Origin of the sequence: uncultured Sphingomonas sp. (genome assembly GCF_936927845.1) — a bacterium.
In the GTDB taxonomy this organism is placed as follows: Bacteria; Pseudomonadota; Alphaproteobacteria; order Sphingomonadales; family Sphingomonadaceae; genus Sphingomonas.
Map to the genome: position 1 here is coordinate 69,609 of NZ_CAKZHV010000067.1, position 19,445 is coordinate 89,053.

Below are 19,445 nucleotides of genomic sequence, written 5' to 3' on the forward strand. Positions count from 1 at the left end.
AATCGGCTGCCGTGGATATGCAGCCACATCGGATGGTTCTGCGGCCATCAAACCGGGAGTTCTCATGGTCAGGATCGTGCCGCGCCACCTGCTGCTCGCAACCGCAGCGCTCGCCACCAGCGTTCATGCGCAAGCGCCGAAGAAGATCGTTGGGCTGGAGCCGCAGCCCGAGCCTTATGCGACCAAATCCGTCATCAACCATCCGCGCACGATCGGCTGGCCCGAGGGACGCACGCCGGTCGCGCCGCGCGGCTATCAGGTGGTGAAGTTCGCAGGCGGCCTCGATTATCCACGACAGGCCTTGCTGCTGCCGAACGGCGACGTGATCGTGTCCGAGGCGCGCACCAAGCCCAAGCTCGATGCCGAGCCCGAGGTCCAGCGCGGACAGGCGTTGTCGAAAACCACCGGCTACAGCGCCAACCGGCTGACGCTCCTGCGCGACGCCGATCGCGACGGCGTCGCCGAGCAGCGCTTCGTGCTGCGTGAAGGACTGAACCAGCCGTTCGGGATGCAATATGCCGGCGGTCGGCTCTACGTCGCCAACACCGACAGCGTGGTCAGCTTCCCGTTCCAGCCCGGGCAGACGCGCATCACCGCGGCACCGACCGCACTCGCCTCGTTGCCGGCCGGCGGCTACAACAATCATTGGACGCGCAACCTGCTGCTCAGCCCGGACGCGCGCACGCTCTACGTCTCGGTCGGCTCGGCCTCCAACGTCGGCGAACACGGCATGGCCGAGGAGAAGCGCCGCGCCGCGATCCTGGCGATCGATCTCGCAACGGGGCGTGAGCGCTTGTATGCCTCGGGGCTGCGCAATCCCGTCGGTATGGCATGGGCGCCCGGGACCGGCACGGGCGGCGCTACCTTATGGGCGGCCGTCAACGAACGCGACGAATTCGGCGACGATATCTCGCCCGATTACCTCGTCGGGGTGCGCGAAGGCGGCTTTTACGGCTGGCCGTACAGCTATTACGGCAAGCAGGACCCGCGCCATGCCAATGAACGCCGCGACCTGCTCGCCACCACCTTGCTGCCCGATGTCGCGGTCGGGGCGCACGCCGCAGCCCTTGGCATCGCGTTTGCCAAGGGTGCGGACGCCAACACCGCGTACGTCGCCCGCCACGGATCGTGGAACCGGTCGAGCTTCATCGGCTACGATGTGCTCGCCGTACCCTTCGCCGCCGGTCGCCCGGCAGCGGCGCCGCAGCCGTTCCTGACCGGCTTTGTCGCCGACGCGAAAAAGGGTGACGTCTACGGGCGACCAGTCAGCGTGCAGACGCGCGAGGATGGTGCGATCTTCGTGGTCGACGATGCCGGTGACACGATCTGGATGGTGCGCCGTACGTCGTGAGGCTGATCGCCTGGTGGATGCTGCTCGCCGCGGCGATGGTCGCGGCGCCACCCGCCGCCGCGCAATCGATCCCCTTTGCCGACACCGAGGATGCGACGCTATCCGAGATCGAGGTCGACGATGCAGATTTCCACCCGGTCGTCTCGGTCGACCTGCGTAACGGCGATTACGCGCGCGGCGCGCTGGACGACGACGATGCGGGGCTCGGCCGCGTGCCGCTCCATGTCGCGCTGGGTGGTGCGGCGGCGATCCACCGGCGAGCCGATGGCCGGGCAAACGTGTTCCTGATCGGGCAAAGCTCCAACGGCTTCCACGCGCCGGCGGACGACGAGCGGGCGCGGCCCCGGGCGTGGTACGAGAGCAACAATCTCCTCGGCCTCGCGTGGCGACCGGTCGACGGGCTGAACGCTGCGGCCACCTATACGATCAAGATCAGCCCCAACGGCGTGGCGCCGACCACCCATGAAGCGAGCCTCACCGTCCTCTATTCCGCGGATGACGGCCTGGGACGGCTGAAACCGCGCGCCGCCGTCACGCGCCGCACGCGCGGCGACGGCGGCTTCTACACCATCGCTGGCATCGCACCGTCGTTCGACCTGAGCGAGCGCGAACGCGGTCCCTCGATCAGCCTGCCGGTGACGATCGGCATCGGCTGGCGCGGTTTCTACGCCGCTGGCAGCGGTGATCGGCTGTTCGGCAGCGCGGGTGTGTCGCTCGCCCGGCCGATGCGCCTGGGCCGGGCGAACGCCACGCTCCAGGCCGAGATGCTGGGACTGCTGCGCGACGACCGGCTTCGCCGCCTCGATGCGCCTGGCGGCACCACCGCGACGATCGTGCCCTATGCCACGGTATCGTTTTCCGTGGCGCTGTAGGACGATGGTGACGTGACCCCGGCCCTTCATCCAGCGGCAGCCAGAGACCGATTGGGGTTGTCGGTGAAGCAACGGGCGTTAACTCCGCCGGTGTAACGGTCGACCCGGCGGGCAAGGGTCGCGCGAGCCTGACCGTCAACCCTCCTCACGGTAGAGCCGCTGAGCCTTGTCGCGGCTGATCGTGATACCGTCCCGACGGCGCCGGTTGAGCTTAGCGTCCACTTTTCAGAGTGCCCGCAACCGCTTAGCGCTGAGTTCCTTCAGTGCGTCGAACTCGGCCTTTCAACCATATTCGTTGGCGCTCGACACCCCGTGCTTGCGGCACAATTGCGTCACCACCGCACCCGCCTCGGCTTTCTTCAGGAAACCATTGATCTGCTCCTTGGGCGAACTGCTCCCGCTTGATTCTATCCATCCCTTCAAGAGATCGCTTTCTAGGCCCAGGTGGATCGAGAAACGGAGGGTCACGTCCATCCGGAGAAAGCTGTGTTCTTGGTTGGTGACGACGCGAACAAATTTCGAAACAAATACCGCTGGATCATGCGCGCGGCATGCGACGTTCTCGGCGGCGCTCCTCGGCGCGGGGAACCTTCGCGCGCTTGGCCGGTCGGGTACACGACATGTCAGGGATGAGAGAAATGCCAGAAGTTAGCTCGCTTCACGGGTTGATGGTCACGTGCCTGCGTGACCTTCGGAAAGGCGAAGAGGAGACGCTGAAGCGGTTTCCCGCGGTCCTTAACGCCGTCCGCGATTCGGCAACACAGCTCGCGATGCAGCAGCGCCTCTCCGATGCGCGCGAGCGGGCAAGTCTCCTGGACGACCTCGGCCGGACGCTGGAAATCAACCCGATGGGCGACGAGAATATCTGGATGGATGGCATGTTGACCGACGCGGAGGGCGACATGGAAACCGAAGAACCGGGTCCGCTGCTCGACCTCGCGCTGATCGGTGCGGTGCGAAAGATGGTGAACGCCTCGCTCGTCTCCTACGAAACGGCGGTGGCCGTCTCCGACCGGCTGCAACTCGCCGATGCCGCCGCCACGTTTCGCACCGCGCACAAGCACGAACACGATGCCGAGCAGGCGCTGCGCGCGGCGCTGTTCGACGTTGCCGCTAAGCGCTGACGAGATCGGGAGGCATCAACAGATGCCCTTCCAGGACCCGCTCCAGCGCGCAAGCGGCGCGAAGCATCGTGCCGACATCGCTGCACGCGGCTAGCTGAACGCCGACCGGCAATCCGGCGTCGCCGAGCCCGCCGGGGATGACGATGGCGGGCACACCAGTCACGCAGAAGGGCAAGGTCAGCGTCTTCTTCTCGAATGGCAGCTCTCCCTTTACCGCGCTGATCAGGTCGGCCTCCGCGTCCTGCGCGGGTAACAGGAGGACGTCGATGTCGCTGCACGCGTTCGCCATGCGCCGGGTCAAGGCTACCCGCTGGTGCAAGGCAGCGATGTAACGATAAGCCGGGATCGCCTCGGCCGTGATCAATCCTCGCCGCAGTAGCGGGCCGAAGCCGTCACCCCCGTCGTCAGACAATGCCCTGCTATGCGTCGCCAGCAATTCGGCGAGGGCAATCGTCCAGCCGCATGCTCGAAAGTCGGCGAGCGGCGGCAATTCGACCCGGGTGATCGCGGCGCCGTCATCGCGCAACGCGTCCTCGGCACGATCAAGGACACGCCGCACGGCCTCCGATATCTGCGCTTCCTCGCTCCACGACGGAGCGACCCCGATCCGCAAGCCCGCGGCCGGCCGGTCGATCGTTCCTCGGTAATCGATCCCCTGGACGCTGCCGAGCAACAGTGCCGCGTCACGTGCGGTCCGTGCCATCGGGCCTGCCACGTCGAGCGATGGCGCGAAAGGAAGCAAACCCTCTACGGAAACGGTGCCGTACCCTGGCTTCAGCCCGGTGACGCCGCACAATGCCGCAGGGTCGCGCAGTGAGCCGCCCGTGTCGGAACCCGACGCACCCAGCACCAGCCCGGCGGCGAGCGCGACAGCGCTGCCGCTGCTCGACCCGGCGGTGGACCGGTCGGGGTCCCACGGGTTCCGCGGCGGTGCCCAGGGCAGATCGAAGTCGGGGCCGGCGAAAGCGGCTTCGTAGCAGGCGGTCTTGCCGAGTGTGACGCAACCAGCGCGTGACCACGCGGCGACGACTGCGGCATCGCGAACGGGTGTTCGCTCCCGGTAGCGCGCCGAATTTGCGGTGGTCACGATGCCCGCCGTGTCGAAATTATCCTTGTGCGCGATCGGTACGCCGTCGAGTGGCCCGACCCGGCGACCTGCCATCTGCCGCGCCTCCGCGAGCCGGGCTTCGTGCAGCGCAAGTTCCGGGGTGAGCCGGACAAAGGCATGTAGCGAGGAGTTTAGTCGCTCGGCACGCTGGAGCAGATCGGTGACAATCTCGACCGGCGATACGCTGCGCGCGTTGTAAGCCTGGGATAATGCCGAGATGGTGGTGAACGCGGTCACCTTGCGACGTTCGGCAAGGTCGGTGCGGCCGGCTCGTTGGACCACGGCTCGGTCAGCGGGACCGCTTCCCATTGTTCCTTCGCGCACGTGGCGGACCGTTGAAGCATATGCGCATCGACGGTCGGGATCAGCGATCGAGTGAGGCGGGAGTCGGCCCCGTCAAGCCGAGGGAACAGCCACTCAAGCACCACAACGAGCAACCGTCTGGACCGGTGAACCTGCTGGATCGAACATCGTCTTCTCGCCGCGGAAAGAGCGTTAAACGTGCCCTGCGCCCGATCGTTGATTAAACTTTAATTTATAATTTTGGTTGGTGCTGCGCGTTTCCTCCGCCGCCTGGTTCAGGGTATCGCTCGCGGAGATGGTTCCATCGAGGTGCGGGAACTGTCGGGAACGCCGACAGGCAACGATGCCGCCCTCTGGAGCTGCCGTTCAGGATCTCGGCTCGATCACCTCGCGCGGAGTCTGCTAAAAAGGCAGGCTCAGCACCGACATGATGATCAGCATCACGCCCCAGGTGGCGTAGAAGTAGAATTCGCGCGGAAAGGATACACGGCCCGGCGTCTCGTCGATCCAGCTCAGATCGAGCTTCGATCGTGGATCCGAGCGCGGTTGCGGCATCAGCGACTTCGTCTGACAGGGCTCGCCAGTGCCGTCCCGCTCGATCGAGCGTCGTTCCTCGGTCATGCTCGCGTCGTGCTGCATCAGCGGTCCAATGCCTCGCTGGGGCTACCGGTCACGTGCGCGCCGATGTCACGTAGCGACTCGTGGTTCATCGAAACCGCAGCGCCACGTTGATGCCGCCGCCACGATGCGCGCTCCACGGGGTCAGTCGGACCGTCGCATCATGGGTGCGGGTCAGCAGCAATCCGCTCGCCATTCCGATACCGGCGCCCGCCAGAACATCGTGGACATAATGTTTGGACGCTTCGACGCGGGCGAGGCCGACGAAGCTCGCAACCGCAAACGCGGGCAGGCCTATTTGCCAGCCATACCGCTTCTCCAATGTCGCGGCAGCAGCAAAGGACACGGAGGTGTGGCCCGAAGGAAAGCTGCGATCGTCGCTGCGATCGGGTCGACGCTCGTGCACCAGTTCCTTGAGCGCGAAGGTGGTGCCGCCGGCCGCTGCAATGCTGCCGATCGCCATCACGTCACCCTGCCAGTCGGCCTTGACCGCTGGCACCCCGAGCGCCGCCGCGACGAGCGCATCGCGTGCGATGCCGCTTGCGTGACCCCACTCATGACCGCGCGCCTGCGCTGGCATCGGCACCAGAAGCGTCGCTGCGCTCAGCGACAACCAACGGACGGCGCGCCAATTGTTGAGCGCGGACCTTGTGGCCGGCTTGTTGCGTACAAGCGTTCGCACCAGAGCGCTTCTTTCTTCCACCGGCAAAGAGGTAAGCTTTTCGGCGGCGGCCTACGACTAAAACACCGTTCACTTTGTGAACCGCAATTCAGTTGACGCATCGACGCGGCGAGCGGACTAGGCTTTGTGGCGCGTATTCTATTGATCGAGGACGATCCCGGTACCGCGAGGGAAATCGTCCTGGAACTCACGCGAGACGGTCATTCGGTAACGCATGCGGACGTGATTGGCCGGGCGCTGCCGTTGGCGCTGTCGGACGGTGTCGATCTGCTTATCATTGATCGCCAATTGCCCGATGGTGAAGGACTGGACCTGATCGCGCATCTGCGCGCTGCCGGCAGCCGTACGCCCGCGCTCGTGCTGAGTGCGCTCGGAAGTCTCGACGATCGCGTGCGGGGGTTGCGCGCGGGTGGCGACGATTACCTTCCCAAACCGTTTGCCTTGATCGAGTTGGTCGCGCGGGTCGAAGCCTTGCTGCGCCGTCCGAACGATACGCGCGAGACGCGATTGATCGTCGGCCCGCTCGATCTGGATCTGCTCGCTGGCACGGCAAGCCGCGCGGGGCGTCCTCTCGACCTGCTGCCACGCGAGTTGAAGCTGCTGGAATATCTGGTCAGGCGCCCAGGACAGATCGTCACGCGCTCGCTGCTGCTGCGCGACGTCTGGGGCTACACGTTCGAGCCCAACAGCAACGTCGTAGACGTTCACATCGGCCGATTAAGGCGAAAGGTCGACGGAGAGGGCGAAACGCAGCTGATCCGAAACATCCGCGGCCAGGGTTACGTCTTCAATGTTCCCGGCTGATCCTCGCACGCGCGCAACGTTTCGCTGGGGTGGTGCGATCGCGGCGCTGCTGATCGTGCAATCGCTCGTCGCCGCAGCGATCTTCTGGGCGTTGCTGAATGCCAATCACACGCGCGATCTCGAACAATCGATGGCGGGCGATTGCCGCTTCTTCGCGCTGACCCCGGTAGCGGAGCGGACCGAGGAACTGCGCGAGGTATTGACCCGCGATATCCATCGTGAGCGGTTCCTCGGCCTGTTCGATGCATCGGGAAGGCTGATCGAAGGAAACGTCGCCGGTCGACCGCGCATCCCGGCGAGCAACGCCCGCTTCTTCACCACGACGGTCACCCCGACCGAGCTGCCAGGAAAACAGCGCGATGTGGCGCGCGTCACGCTCTGCGCGCTGCCGGGCGGCCAGCAATTGCTCACCGGCTTCGATCTGGACGACGCCGAAGAAGCGCTGCGGATCGCGGAACGCGCGCTGCTGATCGGGTTGGTGCCCGGCTTCGCGCTGGCGATCGGGTTCGGCTTGATCGCAGGTCGGCGCGCGGCACGCCAGGTCGACACCGTTCGACAGGTCACGCAACGCATCGTCGCGGGCGCGCTCGACGAGCGCTTGCCTGTATCGCGCCGCCCCGACAGTTTCGGACTGCTCGCGGTACATATCAACGACATGCTGGCGCGTTTGCAGTCGCTGGTGGCCGATGTGCGCGCCGTCGGCGATGACATCGCGCATCAGTTGCGAACGCCGTTGACGCGGCTGCGCGCGCGTGTCGAACGCGGCATGCGCGAAGCGCGCGACGGGGCAGAATTTCAGCTCGTCGCAGAAGCGTCATTGGTCGAGATCGACCAATTGCTCGGCATCATCGCCGCGCTGCTCCGCATTCGCGAACTGGAGGATCACGAACGCCGCAGCCGCTTCGCCCCCGTCGATCTCGCCCAGGTCGCGGCTGACGCGTGCGACCTTTACCGCCCCATCGCCGAGGATCGCGGGATCGACCTCGTCTGCGTGATCGAGCCGGTCGAGGCGGTGGAGGGAGACGCCAGTCTCCTCATCGAGGTGATCGCCAACCTCCTCGACAACGCCATCAAGTTCAGCCCCGGCGGCGGACGCGTGCTGCTGACGACGGCGCAATCGGCGGGGCAGATCACCGTCACGATCACCGATAACGGCGTCGGCATTCCAGCGGCCGAGCGCGACCTCGTGACGCAGCGCTTCTACCGCGGGCGTCGTGACTGCGACGGTGCCGGCCTTGGCCTGAGCCTGGCAAAGGCAATCGCGGACATGCACGGGTTCGCGCTGCACTTCGCCGAGCAGGTCAGCGCGGTGTCGCTCGTCGCGCCCGTCGCGCGGACCTAGGCGACTGCATCGGGACCAAATCGCGGGGAAACCAATCGCGTGTCGACTCCGACAGAATCGGACTGCGCGACACGCGGGCCCTTATCCGCACCGCTGCGTGACACGGCTCGCGCCGACGCTTACCTGCACCGGCCCGAGCCGCACGGCGCGGGCGAAATAGCGAGACGAGCCGCTTGCAGCCGCGGAAATCGCTGATATAAGCCGCGGCCTGCCCCCGACCTGGTCGGGTTCGGCACATGGTCGGGGAATAGCTCAGCCTGGTAGAGCACTGCCTTCGGGAGGCAGGGGCCGGAGGTTCGAATCCTCTTTCCCCGACCAATTTCATCATGCTGCGATAAGCCGGGTGCGCGTGGCCTCGCATCGCGCGCAAGCCTGATCGTTCCGTCGCAAGCGGCCCTGCCCGCATGCCAGGCCGAGACAACACCCGTCCCCTGCCCTAAGGAATAGCGGCGAAGCGGGCCGCGCGTGCGCGCGCAGGCGATGGAGGGGATCGGGATTGAGCGCTGTCGACATTGCCGGTTTGAGCAAGCGATTCGGCGACGCGGTCGTCCTGCACCCGACCGATCTGCGCATCGAGGAGGGCGAGTTCCTGGTCCTCGTCGGGCCGTCGGGATGCGGCAAGTCGACGCTGTTGCGGATGATCGCGGGGCTGGAGGAGCCGAGCGCGGGATCGGTCTCGATCGCCGGGCGCGACGTCACGCATGCGACACCCTCCCACCGCGGCGTCGCGATGGTGTTTCAATCCTACGCGCTCTACCCGCACCTCTCGATCGCGCAGAACATCGCCTTTCCCTTGAAGGTTGCGGGCGTCCCCAAGCGCGAGATCGCCGAGCGCGTGGCGGCGGTCGCCGCGATGCTCGACCTGGGCGCCTTGCTCGATCGGCGCCCGCGCGCGCTGTCGGGCGGCCAGCGCCAGCGCGTGTCGATCGCGCGCGCGATCGTGCGCAACCCGCGCGTGCTGCTGCTCGACGAACCCTTGTCGAACCTCGACACCGCGCTGCGCGCACGGATGCGGCACGAATTCGCGCGGCTGCACCAGCAGCTCGGCAGCACGATGATCTACGTGACGCACGACCAGCTCGAGGCGATGACGCTCGCCAACCGTATCGCGGTGATGAGCGCGGGGCGGATCGAGCAGGTGGGCGCGCCGCTCGACGTGTATCGCCGCCCCGCGACGCTCGCGGTGGCGACCGCGATCGGCTCGCCGGGGATGAACTTCGTCGCGGTGACGATCGGCGCGCGCGACGACGCGGGCACGGTCGTGCGGCTACCCGACGGCGCGCTGGTCAGAACCGCGGCGGCGGTGCCCCCATCGGCGATCGGCGCGCCCGCCACGCTCGGCGTCCGGCCCGAGCATCTGTTCACCGCCGACGACGGACCCTTCGTTGGCGCCGTCGAGCTGTTCGAGCGGCTCGGCCCGCTGTCGTTCGCGCATCTGGGCGCGGGAGGTGCGGCGGATACGCTGGTCGCGCAATTGCCCGGCGAGCGCGCGGTCACGCTGGGCGAGACGCTGCGCTTCGCGGTCGATCCCGCCAACACCCACCTGTTCGCGCCCGACGGCCGCGCTTATCCCCTAAACCCGTCTACCCCCTGAACCCCTTTACCCCTTCACGCTGCCGCCCAGCAGCCCGGTCAGGTAATAACGCTGGAGCGCCAGGAACAGCAGCAGCACCGGCATCGTCGTCACCACCGCGGCGGCCATCATCAGCTCGCCGTCGGCGGCATGTTCGCGCGCGATCGCGGCGACCGCGACCGGCAGCGTGTAGAGATGCTGGTCGACCAGCACGATCAGCGGCCACAGGAAATCGTTCCAGCTTCCCAGAAACATGAACACCGCCAGCGTGACGACGACGGGGGTGAGCAGCGGCAGCACGATCTGCGCGAAAATGCGCAGCTCGCTCGCCCCGTCGATCCGCGCGGCGTCGATCATCTCGTCGGGGATGGCGAGCGTCGCCTGCCGCACGAACAACACCGCGAAAATGCCCGCCAAGCTCGGCAGGATCACCCCGGCGTAGCTGTTGACCAGCCCCAACTCCTTGAAGATCAGGAACAGGGGCAGCATCGCGACCTGTCCCGGCACCACCAATGCGGCGACCAGCATCTGCAGCAACCGCGCGCGTCCGCGAAAGCGCAGCTTGGCGAACGCATATCCCGCCGGCACCGTCAGCACGAGCCCGAGCAGGGTCGAGATCGCGGCGACCAGCAGGCTGTTCAGCAGCGCGGGGAAGATGCGGTAATCGAACCACGCGCCGTCGAACTGCCGCCGGACGAGCAGCTCGTAATAATTCTCGATGCTCCAGCGCGACGGCCACAGCGGGGTCGGCAGCGTCGTCGATTCACCGCGCGGCATGAACGACACGATCACCATATACGCGAGCGGCAGCACCGTCAGCGTGGTCAGCAGCGCGACCGCCGCGGTCGCGAGGTACGGGCGCAGCCGCGTCACAGCCATCCGCCCCGTCACAGCCATTCGCGTCGCCGTCCCAGCCGGGTCTGCACGACGGTGACCGCCAGCGTCATCACGAACAGCACGAACGCGACCGCGCTCGCCTGCCCCAGGTTCCACCATTTGAAGCCTTCGTCGAACATAAAATAAAGCAGCGTGGTGGTGCTCTGCGCGGGTCCGCCCATCGTCATCACGTATGGCTCGGCGAAGATTTGCAGGAACCCCGCGACGCTCATCACCGTCGCCAGCAGCAGCGTCGGGCCGATCGCGGGCAGCGTCACGTGACGGAACCGAGTCCAGCGCGACGCGCCGTCGAGCCGCGCCGCCTCCATCAGGTCCTGCGGCACCGCGGCGAGCGCGGCGGTGAAGACGATCATGTTGTAGCCGAACACCTTCCACGTGACGAAGATCAGGATCGCGGGGATCGACAAATGCGGGTTACCGAGCCAGTCGACCGGCGCAACGCCGATCGCCCCCAGCGCGCGATTGATCAGCCCGAAGCGCTGATTGAACAGGAACCGCCACACCACCGCGGTCGCGACGATGCTGGTGACATAGGGCGCGAACAGCAGCACGCGCCACAACGGCTTCCACCGGACGGTCGCGTCGTTGAGCAGCAGCGCCACGAACAGCGACGTGCCGATCGCCATCGGCACGCCCAGCCCGGCGAAGATCAGCGTGTTGGCAAGCGCGCGCCAGAACAGCGGGGTCGAGAGCAGGTCGGTGAAATTGCCCAGCCCTACGAAGCGCAGGTTGGACCAGTCGGCGAGCGCGTAGATCGAATAATCAGTGACCGACAGGCACAAGGCCAGCGCGGTCGGCAGCACGAACACCAGCGCGATGATCGCGAGCACGGGGGCGGCGAACAGCCAGCCGGCGCGTTCCTGCCGCGTCACGCGATCACCCCCCGATTGAGCAGCGCGCGTCGCTTGGCGAGCAGGCGGTCGACCCGCTCGTCGAGCGCGGCGAGTGCCGCGTCGAGCGTCTGCACGCCGCGGATCACGCGCTCCGCCGCCGACTGGATCTCGATCTGGATGCGCTCCCATTCGATGACGTTGGGGGTCACCGACAGCGCGCGCGTCTGTTCGGCAAAAGGTTGCAGCACCGGCAACGCGAGTTGCGGCGCGCCCCAGGCATCGGTGCGCGCGGGCAAATTGCCGATCAGGCGCTGATAGTCGAGCTCGCTTTCGATCGAGGTCAGGTGGCGCACCAGCGCCCAGGCCTCGTGCGGGCGCCTGGTCTGCGTCGATACGCACAGGCTCGCGCTCAACCCCGATACTGCGCCATGACCGTTCGGGCCCGGCAGCCGCGCGGTGCCCCATTTATCGGCCGGGATCAGGTCGGCACGCCGCGCGAAGTCCTTCAGCGTCGGCGGTCCGCTCGGCCAGACCGAGCAGTAACCGGTCGCGAACGCGGCGACCGGGTCCTGCATCTCGGTCGACAGCACCATCGGCGCGTAACCGTCGGTGTAGAGCGAGACGTAATAAGCGAACGCCTCGCGCGCCTCGGGCGTCTGGAAATCGCCGCGCGTGTCGTGATCGCGCAGCATCGCCGCGCCCGCCTGCGACAACATCGTGACGAGCGCGGTCGGCCAGTTGAGCAGCATCAGGAACACGTAATCGTCGGGCCGCCGCCGCTTGATCGCGCGCGCCATCGCCCGCCACCCGGCCCAGTCCTCGGGCGGCGCGTCGTACCCCGCCTCCGCCAGAATGTCGCGGCGGTAGAATTGCACCTGCGGCGCGACCGACCAGGGTACGGCGTAATCGTGCGCGCCCACCCGCGTCGACGCACGCAGCGCGGGGAACACGTCCGCCACCAGCGGCGCGGCCGTGACCGGCGCGAGCGCGCCGATCGTCGCGAATTCCTTTATCCAGGTGTTGAACAGCATCAGCACGTCGGGCATCGCGCCGCCGGCAAAGGCGGTCAGCAATTTCTCGTGGCTGGCGGTCGTCGGCAGCGACTGCACGTCGACCTCGATCCCGGTCCGCGCGGTGAACGGCGGCATGAGGAAGGGCGAATAATCGCCTTCCCAGCTCATCGCCCACATGCTGAGCGGGGCGGCGGTGCTCGTGTCGACGCCGCGGCCGGCGCATCCCGCGAGGCCGAGCGCGGGGATCAGCTCAAGCGCGGCACGCCGCGTCCATCCGGTCCCTTGCCCCATCGTCGCGACCATGACGCATCGCCCGGCCGCGCACCACCCGGCGGCGAAATTAATCTATGTTTTCTTAGGGCCGACCGTCGTAAGATCAGTGTAACACGTCGGCAGGGGACAAGCCGGCGCACGCCCACGAGGCAACAGGGAGAATACCATGTCGCGTTTCCACCGCTGCCGCTGGCTTTCCGGCGCGGCGCTTTTCGTGTCGCCGCTCGCGCACGCGCAGGCCGTTCCGCCAAGCGACGCGCCCGTTGTAGCGCAATCCACCGCCGAGCCGACACCCGCGGCCGATCCAGTGCCCGGCGCGGAGCCGGCCGGGAGCGGCGACATCGTCGTCACCGGCTCGCGCATCCGTCGCCCCGATTACGAGGCGCCGACCCCGATCGTGTCGTTCGGCGCCGCCGCACTCGAACAGTCGGGCAACACCAACGTCACCGCGTTCCTGCAACGCGTGCCCGCGCTCACCAACTCGCTCGACAACACCCGTACCGCGGGCAGCAACCAGTCGGACGGCAGCTTCGGCCAGGTCGGGCTCAACCTGCTCGACCTGCGCGGGCTCGGGCCGACGCGCACCCTGGTGCTCGTCAACGGACGCCGCCACGTCGCAGGCCAGCCCGACACCGCCGCGGTCGACATCAACGCCATCCCTGTCGACCTGATCGAGCGCGTCGACGTGCTGACGGGCGCGGCCTCCGCAGTCTACGGTGCCGACGGCGTCTCGGGCGTGGTCAATTTTGTCATGCGCCGCGACTTCGACGGCGTGGCCGCACGCTCGCAATTCGGCGTGTCGGAGCGCGGCGACGCCGCCAACCGCTTCGCCTCGCTGGTCGCGGGGCGCAACTTCGCCGACGGCCGCGGCAATCTGACGCTCGCGTACGAATATAACGCCGACCAGCCGCTCGCCAACGACGACCGCGATTACCTGGCGCAGGGCAAGCGGCAGTATTTCGTTAACGTCGACGGCTATGATCCGACCCGCGCGGGCAGTTACCAGAAGGGGCCGGTCGGCGACCTGCGTTACCCGTACAGCTCGAACCAGGGCATCGTGTACATTGGTGACCAGACGTTCCGCGGCGACGGCGCGATCTACACGCCGGGGCGCTTCCTCGCCAACGACGGTTACACGATCGGCGGCGACGACACCCCGGTCGCTGGTTATATCGGCGACATCTACCCGCGCACCCGCCGCCACGCGGTCAACGCGCTCGCGCATTACGATGCGTCGGACGCGTTCAAGATCAGCCTGGAGGGCAAGTTCGTCCAGTCGACCGTCACCAGCTTCAGCGGTTACGGCGGCAATTACCCCGCAACGATCGCGCTCGACAATCCGTACATCCCGGCGAGCATCCTGAATGCCGCGCTCGGCGCCGGTCTGACCTCGGTCGACGTCAACCGCAACAATTTCGACATTCCGCGCCGCGGCGAGACCGATCGCCGCCGCACCTATCGCGGCGTGATCGACGTCGCGGGACGGATCAGCGATCACGCCAACTACGACGTTTATTACACCTACGGCCAGACCGACGTCCGCGCGACCAAGCTGAACGACCGCCTCAACACCCGCTTCCTCGAAGCGCTCGACGCGGTGCGTGGGCCGAACGGCACGATCGTCTGCCGATCGGCGAGCGCGCGCGCGGCGGGCTGCGTGCCGGTCAACACCTTCGGCGGCGACACCGTCGACCCGGCCTCGTTCGATTATTACCTGAGCAACCCGCAGAGCAACGCGCGGATCACGCAGAACGTCGTCAACGCCTCGCTGACCGGCGACTTCGGCCAGTTCTTCGAACTGCCCGGCGGCCCGGTCGCCTTCGCGGCGGGCGGCGAATATCGCCGCGAGACGAGCCGCTTCTCGCCCGCGCAGGCGCTCGTCGACAACCAATTCTACCAATATGACGAATACATCATCCCGACGCCCTCGTCGGGCAAGTTCGACGTGTGGGAAGCCTTCGGCGAGCTGAACGCCCCGCTGGTCAAGGACCGGCCGTTCTTTCACCTGCTGTCGGTCGGCGCGGCGGGGCGCTATTCCGATTACTCGACGGTCGGCTCGACCCGCGCGTACCAGTTCAACGGCATCTGGGCGCCAATCGCGGCGATCAGCTTTCGTGGCTCCTACGGCCGTTCGGTGCGCGCGCCCAACATCGGCGAGCTGTTCCGCCCGAGCACGGGGTCGAGCGCGTTCTTCTCCGACCCGTGCTACGTCGGCAACCGCAACGCGGGCAGCGCGTCGCGCGCCGCCAATTGCGTCGCACTGATCAACGGCCTCGGCGGCAATCCCGCGACCTTCACCGCGCAGAACAACCCCGACGCCAACATCTTCATCCCCGGCTCGGTGTCGGGCAATCCCGATCTGGCAGCGGAGGTCGCGCGCACCTGGACGGCGGGCGTCGTGCTGCGTCCGGACTTCGTGCCCGGGCTGTCGATCGCGGTCGACTGGTACAACATCAACCTGCGCGGCGCGATCAACAACCCCGACGGTGGCGCTGCCAACAGCATCGCCGAACTGTGCGTCGATCAGCCGACGCTCGACAATCCGTTCTGCGCGCAGATTTCGCGGCGGCAGGGCAGCGGCTACATCAACGGTTACACGATCCGTCCGGCAAACGTCTCGGCGTTCCGCACCGCGGGTGCCGAACTGAACGTCGCCTACCGCTTCACCACCGCGCGCGCGGGCACGTTCGACCTCCGCCTGGTCGGCGGCTATCTCGACAAGCTCGAACAGGTCGCGACGCCGGGCGCGCAGGTTGAGAACAACGTCGACCAGATCTTCCGCCCGCGCTGGAACGCGACCTTCTCGCCGACGTGGATCAACGGCCCGCTGACGCTCAGCTACAATCTGCGCTGGCAGGACGGCGTCCGCCGCTTCAGCCGGTTCGAGACTGACAACAACCCCAGCTACGTCGACCCGCGCTTTTTCCGCTACAAGGAGTTGTGGCAGCACGACGTCCAGGCGCAGATCGCGGTCGACGACGGCTTCTCCTTCTACGCCGGGGTCAACAACCTCGCTGATCAGAAACCCGACATCGGGTTCCAGACCAACGTTCCGATCTCACCCGTCGGCCGCTACTTCTACGCCGGCGCGAAGGTGCGGCTGGGCGAGCGCTAGCCGAACCGGCGATGGAGCCCGCCGCCGGTCAGAAGTGCGCGAGATAGCCGCCGTCGACGCTCAGCACCTGCCCCGTCACATAGGACGCGGCAGGGCTGGCGAAGAACAGCACGGCGGCGGCGACCTCCTCGGCGCGGCCCCAGCGGCCAAGCGAGGTGCGCCGCGCGAGATGCGCGTCGATCGCGGCATCATCCAGCATCGCGGCATTGGCCTCGGTCGCGATGAAGCCGGGGGCGACCGCGTTCACGGTGATGCCCGCAGGGCCGAGCTCGGCGGCGAGCGCGCGCGTCATCGCGTCCACGCCGCCCTTGCTCATGGTATAGGCGGCGTCGCCCGCGCGCGCGATCTGCCCGGCGATCGACGACACGTTGATGATCCGCCCGCCCGCCGGCATGCGCGCGGCGACCGCGCGCGCCAGGTCGAACGGCGCGACAAGGTTGACCTCCAGCACGCGGCGCACCGCCGCGCGGTCGAGCTCGTGCGCCGCGCGCCGGTCGCGCGCACCGGCATTGTTGACCAGAATATCGATCCGCTCGCGCCCGCCGAGCAGCCGCGCCGCCGCGTCCGCGTCGGTCAGGTCGATCGGCACCATCTCGGCCGAGCCGCCGGCCTCGACGATCAGGCGGTGCAGCGCGGTCAACCGCTCCTGCTCGCGGCCCTGGATCAGCACGTGCGCGCCCGCCTGCGCCAGGCTGCGCGCGATCGCGCCCCCGATCCCGCCGCTCGCCCCGGTCACCAGCGCTATTCTGTTGCGCAACGCGGTCACTCAGCCCCTCCCCATCGACGCGCTACCTAGCGCACGAGGAGGATCAGGGAACAGAGACGGGCTCGCTCGTGCGCGCCGGAAATTGCGCGATCGCGGCGTTGGCGAGCGTCTGCGCCACCAGCGCCGCGCCGCCTCCGGGCGTTCCTGACACGCGCGCGGTCACCGCCCCGCCCGACCACACCACCCGTGCATCGCTGCGGGTCGAGATGCTGACCGTCAGCTCGGTTACGACCAGATCGTCCAGCCGCGCGCCGCCCGCGGGCAAGCCGACGCTCAGCCCGCCGTTCAGGCTCACGCCCGGCGGACCGCCGCTCGCCCGGCCCGCGGTGACCACGCCGCGCGATCGGCGATTGACGGTGACCGCGGCGACGTAGCGGCCGTGCCCCGCGTCGCGCAGCAGCGTGAACCCGCGCGCGGCGAGCGCGCGCTGCACCGCATCCTCGAACACGGGTCGCGCCTGGTCGGTCAACCCCACGCCGGTGACCGACGCGATCGTGATCGTGCCGCTGGTCGGCACGGTAGCGGGCGCGGGTGCCGCGGGCGCGCCCTGGGCCAGTGCAACGATGAAAGCCGCGGCGGCGGGAATGGGCATGGGCGTGCGCTCTTCGCTATCGGCGGCGAAGCGCGGCCGGGGTCACTAACAAGGGCCTAACCGTTCAGCGGTTCCCGGTGATGCAAAATCGTCGCCGCACCCGCGAACCGCAGCGTCACGCGCAGCCCCGGCCGCGTGTTCACCAGCTCGAGCGCGGCACCCAGCCGCTGTGCCGCCGATCGGACGATCGCGAGGCCCAGCCCGCTGCCTTCCTGATCGCGGCTGGTCGACAAACGGACGAAACGCTCGCCCGCGCGCGCCAGCTCGGCCTCGGGCAATCCGGGCCCGTCGTCGGCGACCGAGACGAGCGTGTCTTGGCCGTCGCGCGCGATCACCAGCGCGACGCTGCCGCCGCGCCGATTGTAGCGGATCGCATTGTCGAGCAGGTTGGATACGATCTCGAACAGCAACGTTCGGTGGCTGGCGATCGTGATGTCGCCCTCGGCGGCGTCCAGCGTTACCTCGACACCTGCCTCGATCGCCTGCGCGATGCGGCGATTGATGACGACCACCGCCAGCGCGCGCAGGTCGACGGGTTCGAGCGGGGGCGAGGTGCCGGCCTCCTCCGCGCGCGCGAGCGCGAGCAGTTGCGCGACCAGATGCTCCAGCCGGTCGGCCGCGTCGGCGATCTCGGGCAGCGCGCGCGCGTCGCCGCGCTTGGCGAGCGCGACCTGAACCTTCAGCACCGACAAGGGCGTGCGCATCTGGTGCGACGCGTCGGCGGTGAAGCGGCGCACCCCCGCGGTTGCGGCATCGAGCCGGGCGAGCAGATTGTTGAACGCGTCGGCGAGCGGGCGCAGCTCGGCGGGCAACGGTCCGGTGTCGAGTGGTGACAGGTCGGGGGTCGCGCGGGTGTCGCGCACCATCACCGCCCCGCGCAGCCGCGCGAGCGGTCGCAAGCTCCACGCCAGCGCGGGACGGATCAGCAGCATCGCGACGCCGACCAGCACCGCCTCGCCGATCAGCAGCGCCGCGATCAACCGGTGGCGCAGCGCCGTACGCGCGTCCAGCGTCTCGGCCACCTGCACGATCACGGGCGCGTTGATGCGCGGCAGGTCGCGCCGCACCTCGGCGATCCGCACGTCCTGGTCGCGAAACCGCGCGTAGCGGAAGCGCGGCGTGTCGATCTGGAGCTCGCCCGCGCGCGGACGGGGCAGATCGGCATAGCCGGTCAGCAACCGGTCGCCGACGCCGACGCGGTAGTAAACGTTATCACGTTCGCTGTTCTCCAGCATCCCGAACGCGGCGGCAGGCAGGTCGAGCGTCACCTCGCCGCGTTCGACCTCGACCGTTTCCGCGATCGCGCCCAATGCGCCGCCCAGCACGCGGTCGTTGTTGCGTGTGACGACGTCGCCGATCAGCGCCGCGCCCGCGCCGCCCAGCAGCACCGCGATGACGAGCAGCGGGCCAAGCATCGCGGCGAGCAGCCGCGTGCGCAGTGCCATCGCCGCGTGCGCGCGCTCAGCCCGCATCCAGCAGATATCCGACGCCCCGCACCGTGCGGATCTGCGGACCACCTGGCGACAGCTTGCCGCGCAGCCGCGTGATGTTGACCTCGATCGCGTTGGGGCCGACCGGCTCGTCGAACCCGAACACCTCGGCCTGCAGCGTCTCGCGCGTCACGATCTGTCCCGCGCGCGTCGCCAGCGTGTCGAGCACCGCCCATTCGCGCCGCCGCAGATCGAGCGCGCGGTCGCCGACCCGCGCCTCCGCGGTCGAACGGTTGAGCACCAGCGCGCCGACGATCAGTTCGGGGGTGGGATCGCCGCCGCGCCGCCGGCCGAGCGCACGGATACGCGCCTCGAACTCCTCGGGCGCGAACGGCTTGCGCAGATAATCGTCGGCTCCGAGGTCCAGCCCGCGCACGCGGTCGTCGAGCGCATCGCGCGCGGTCAGCATCAACACCGGCACACGCTCGCCGCGCCGCCTGAGCGCCTGGAGCACCGCGAAGCCGTCTTGCCCCGGCAACCCGACGTCGAGCACGACCAGCGCGTAAGGCTCGCCCTGCGTCACCATCAACGCGTCCTCGCCCGTGCCGACATGGTCGACCGCGTGCCCCGCCCCGCGCAGCAACGCGACCAGGCTGCGCGCGAGCGCCGCGTCGTCCTCGACGATCAGGATGCGCATGGCGCGCTCGCTCCACCCCGCGGGCGATGCACGCGCCGGGAATCGTGAAAGG

The 19,445-nt window shown here is 68.1% G+C and carries 18 protein-coding genes and 1 tRNA gene; 8 read left to right on the top strand and 11 right to left on the bottom strand.

Translation table 11 applies throughout. From position 1 onward, the window contains the following. The first annotated feature begins 64 nt into the window (after positions 1-64). Together Q0579_RS15160 and Q0579_RS15165 are read left to right on the top strand one after the other, a co-directional pair. The gene (locus Q0579_RS15160) at positions 65-1,351 is read left to right on the top strand and encodes a sorbosone dehydrogenase family protein (RefSeq protein ID WP_298813855.1); all 1,287 of its coding nucleotides are present in this window, start codon (positions 65-67) and stop codon (positions 1,349-1,351) included. Continuing rightward, entirely contained in the window at positions 1,348-2,223 is an 876-nt protein-coding gene (locus Q0579_RS15165) for a hypothetical protein (RefSeq protein WP_298813857.1), read from the top strand. Before Q0579_RS15160 ends, Q0579_RS15165 begins: the two co-directional genes overlap by 4 nt. Positions 2,224-2,505: 282 nt before the next feature. Here Q0579_RS15165 and Q0579_RS15170 read toward each other — a convergent pair whose 3' ends face one another. After that, entirely contained in the window at positions 2,506-2,697 is a 192-nt protein-coding gene (locus tag Q0579_RS15170) for a transposase (RefSeq protein ID WP_298813859.1), read from the bottom strand. 164 nt (positions 2,698-2,861) lie between these two features. On the opposite strand from Q0579_RS15170, the gene Q0579_RS15175 reads away from it, so the two are divergent. Then, positions 2,862-3,347 carry a DUF892 family protein gene (locus Q0579_RS15175; protein ID WP_298813861.1) on the top strand — a complete coding sequence of 162 codons (486 nt, stop codon included), beginning with the start codon at positions 2,862-2,864 and terminating at the stop codon, positions 3,345-3,347. Here the strand turns inward: Q0579_RS15175 and Q0579_RS15180 are convergent. The 3 genes from Q0579_RS15180 to Q0579_RS15190 form a co-directional block, all read right to left on the bottom strand. After that, on the bottom strand, positions 3,337-4,737 hold the full coding sequence (locus Q0579_RS15180; protein ID WP_298813863.1) for an amidase: 1,401 nt from the start codon (positions 4,735-4,737) through the stop codon (positions 3,337-3,339). The two genes, Q0579_RS15175 and Q0579_RS15180, sit on opposite strands and share 11 nt — an antisense overlap. A 423-nt stretch (positions 4,738-5,160) precedes the next feature. Then, on the bottom strand, positions 5,161-5,397 hold the full coding sequence (locus tag Q0579_RS15185) for a hypothetical protein (RefSeq protein WP_298813865.1): 237 nt from the start codon (positions 5,395-5,397) through the stop codon (positions 5,161-5,163). Between the two features lie 67 nt (positions 5,398-5,464). Beyond that, positions 5,465-5,956 carry a phosphatase PAP2 family protein gene (locus tag Q0579_RS15190; protein ID WP_298814131.1) on the bottom strand — a complete coding sequence of 164 codons (492 nt, stop codon included), beginning with the start codon at positions 5,954-5,956 and terminating at the stop codon, positions 5,465-5,467. A gap of 228 nt (positions 5,957-6,184) precedes the next feature. Here Q0579_RS15190 and Q0579_RS15195 point away from each other — a divergent pair, with 228 nt between their 5' ends. The 4 genes from Q0579_RS15195 (at position 6,185) to Q0579_RS15210 (ending at position 9,798) form a co-directional block, all read left to right on the top strand. After that, a complete protein-coding gene (locus Q0579_RS15195; RefSeq protein ID WP_298813867.1) occupies positions 6,185-6,862 on the top strand; it encodes a response regulator transcription factor in 678 nt (225 codons plus the stop codon). Continuing rightward, entirely contained in the window at positions 6,849-8,204 is a 1,356-nt protein-coding gene (locus Q0579_RS15200; RefSeq protein ID WP_298813869.1) for a HAMP domain-containing sensor histidine kinase, read from the top strand. Before Q0579_RS15195 ends, Q0579_RS15200 begins: the two co-directional genes overlap by 14 nt. Positions 8,205-8,445: 241 nt before the next feature. Next, positions 8,446-8,522, top strand: a tRNA-Pro gene (locus tag Q0579_RS15205). Positions 8,523-8,700: 178 nt separating this feature from the next. Beyond that, positions 8,701-9,798 (top strand): ABC transporter ATP-binding protein, encoded by a 1,098-nt coding sequence (locus Q0579_RS15210; RefSeq protein ID WP_298813873.1) that lies wholly within the window; start codon positions 8,701-8,703, stop codon positions 9,796-9,798. 6 nt (positions 9,799-9,804) lie between these two features. On the opposite strand, the gene Q0579_RS15215 is transcribed toward Q0579_RS15210, so the two are convergent. The 3 genes from Q0579_RS15215 to Q0579_RS15225 are packed head-to-tail and all read right to left on the bottom strand — an operon-like array spanning position 9,805 to position 12,823. Continuing rightward, positions 9,805-10,674, bottom strand: coding sequence for a carbohydrate ABC transporter permease (locus Q0579_RS15215; RefSeq protein WP_298813875.1), 870 nt, complete (start codon positions 10,672-10,674; stop codon positions 9,805-9,807). Beyond that, positions 10,665-11,546 carry a sugar ABC transporter permease gene (locus Q0579_RS15220; RefSeq protein WP_298813877.1) on the bottom strand — a complete coding sequence of 294 codons (882 nt, stop codon included), beginning with the start codon at positions 11,544-11,546 and terminating at the stop codon, positions 10,665-10,667. Before Q0579_RS15220 ends, Q0579_RS15215 begins: the two co-directional genes overlap by 10 nt. Further along, a complete protein-coding gene (locus Q0579_RS15225) occupies positions 11,543-12,823 on the bottom strand; it encodes an extracellular solute-binding protein (protein WP_298813879.1) in 1,281 nt (426 codons plus the stop codon). Before Q0579_RS15225 ends, Q0579_RS15220 begins: the two co-directional genes overlap by 4 nt. A 136-nt stretch (positions 12,824-12,959) precedes the next feature. Between Q0579_RS15225 and Q0579_RS15230 the strand changes: the two genes are divergently transcribed. Next, positions 12,960-15,908 carry a TonB-dependent receptor gene (locus Q0579_RS15230; protein WP_298813881.1) on the top strand — a complete coding sequence of 983 codons (2,949 nt, stop codon included), beginning with the start codon at positions 12,960-12,962 and terminating at the stop codon, positions 15,906-15,908. 28 nt (positions 15,909-15,936) lie between these two features. On the opposite strand, the gene Q0579_RS15235 is transcribed toward Q0579_RS15230, so the two are convergent. The 4 genes from Q0579_RS15235 to Q0579_RS15250 are packed head-to-tail and all read right to left on the bottom strand — an operon-like array spanning position 15,937 to position 19,393. Beyond that, complete coding sequence (locus Q0579_RS15235) at positions 15,937-16,674, bottom strand: SDR family oxidoreductase (protein ID WP_298813883.1); 738 nt, start codon at positions 16,672-16,674, stop codon at positions 15,937-15,939. 43 nt (positions 16,675-16,717) lie between these two features. Continuing rightward, positions 16,718-17,266: a hypothetical protein gene (locus Q0579_RS15240; RefSeq protein WP_298813885.1), complete on the bottom strand. Its 549-nt coding sequence runs from the start codon at positions 17,264-17,266 to the stop codon at positions 16,718-16,720. 56 nt (positions 17,267-17,322) lie between these two features. Then, the gene (locus tag Q0579_RS15245) at positions 17,323-18,738 is read right to left on the bottom strand and encodes a sensor histidine kinase (RefSeq protein ID WP_298813887.1); all 1,416 of its coding nucleotides are present in this window, start codon (positions 18,736-18,738) and stop codon (positions 17,323-17,325) included. After that, positions 18,728-19,393 (bottom strand): response regulator, encoded by a 666-nt coding sequence (locus Q0579_RS15250; RefSeq protein ID WP_298813889.1) that lies wholly within the window; start codon positions 19,391-19,393, stop codon positions 18,728-18,730. The genes Q0579_RS15245 and Q0579_RS15250 overlap by 11 nt, the downstream gene beginning before the upstream one ends. Positions 19,394-19,445 lie beyond the last annotated feature (52 nt).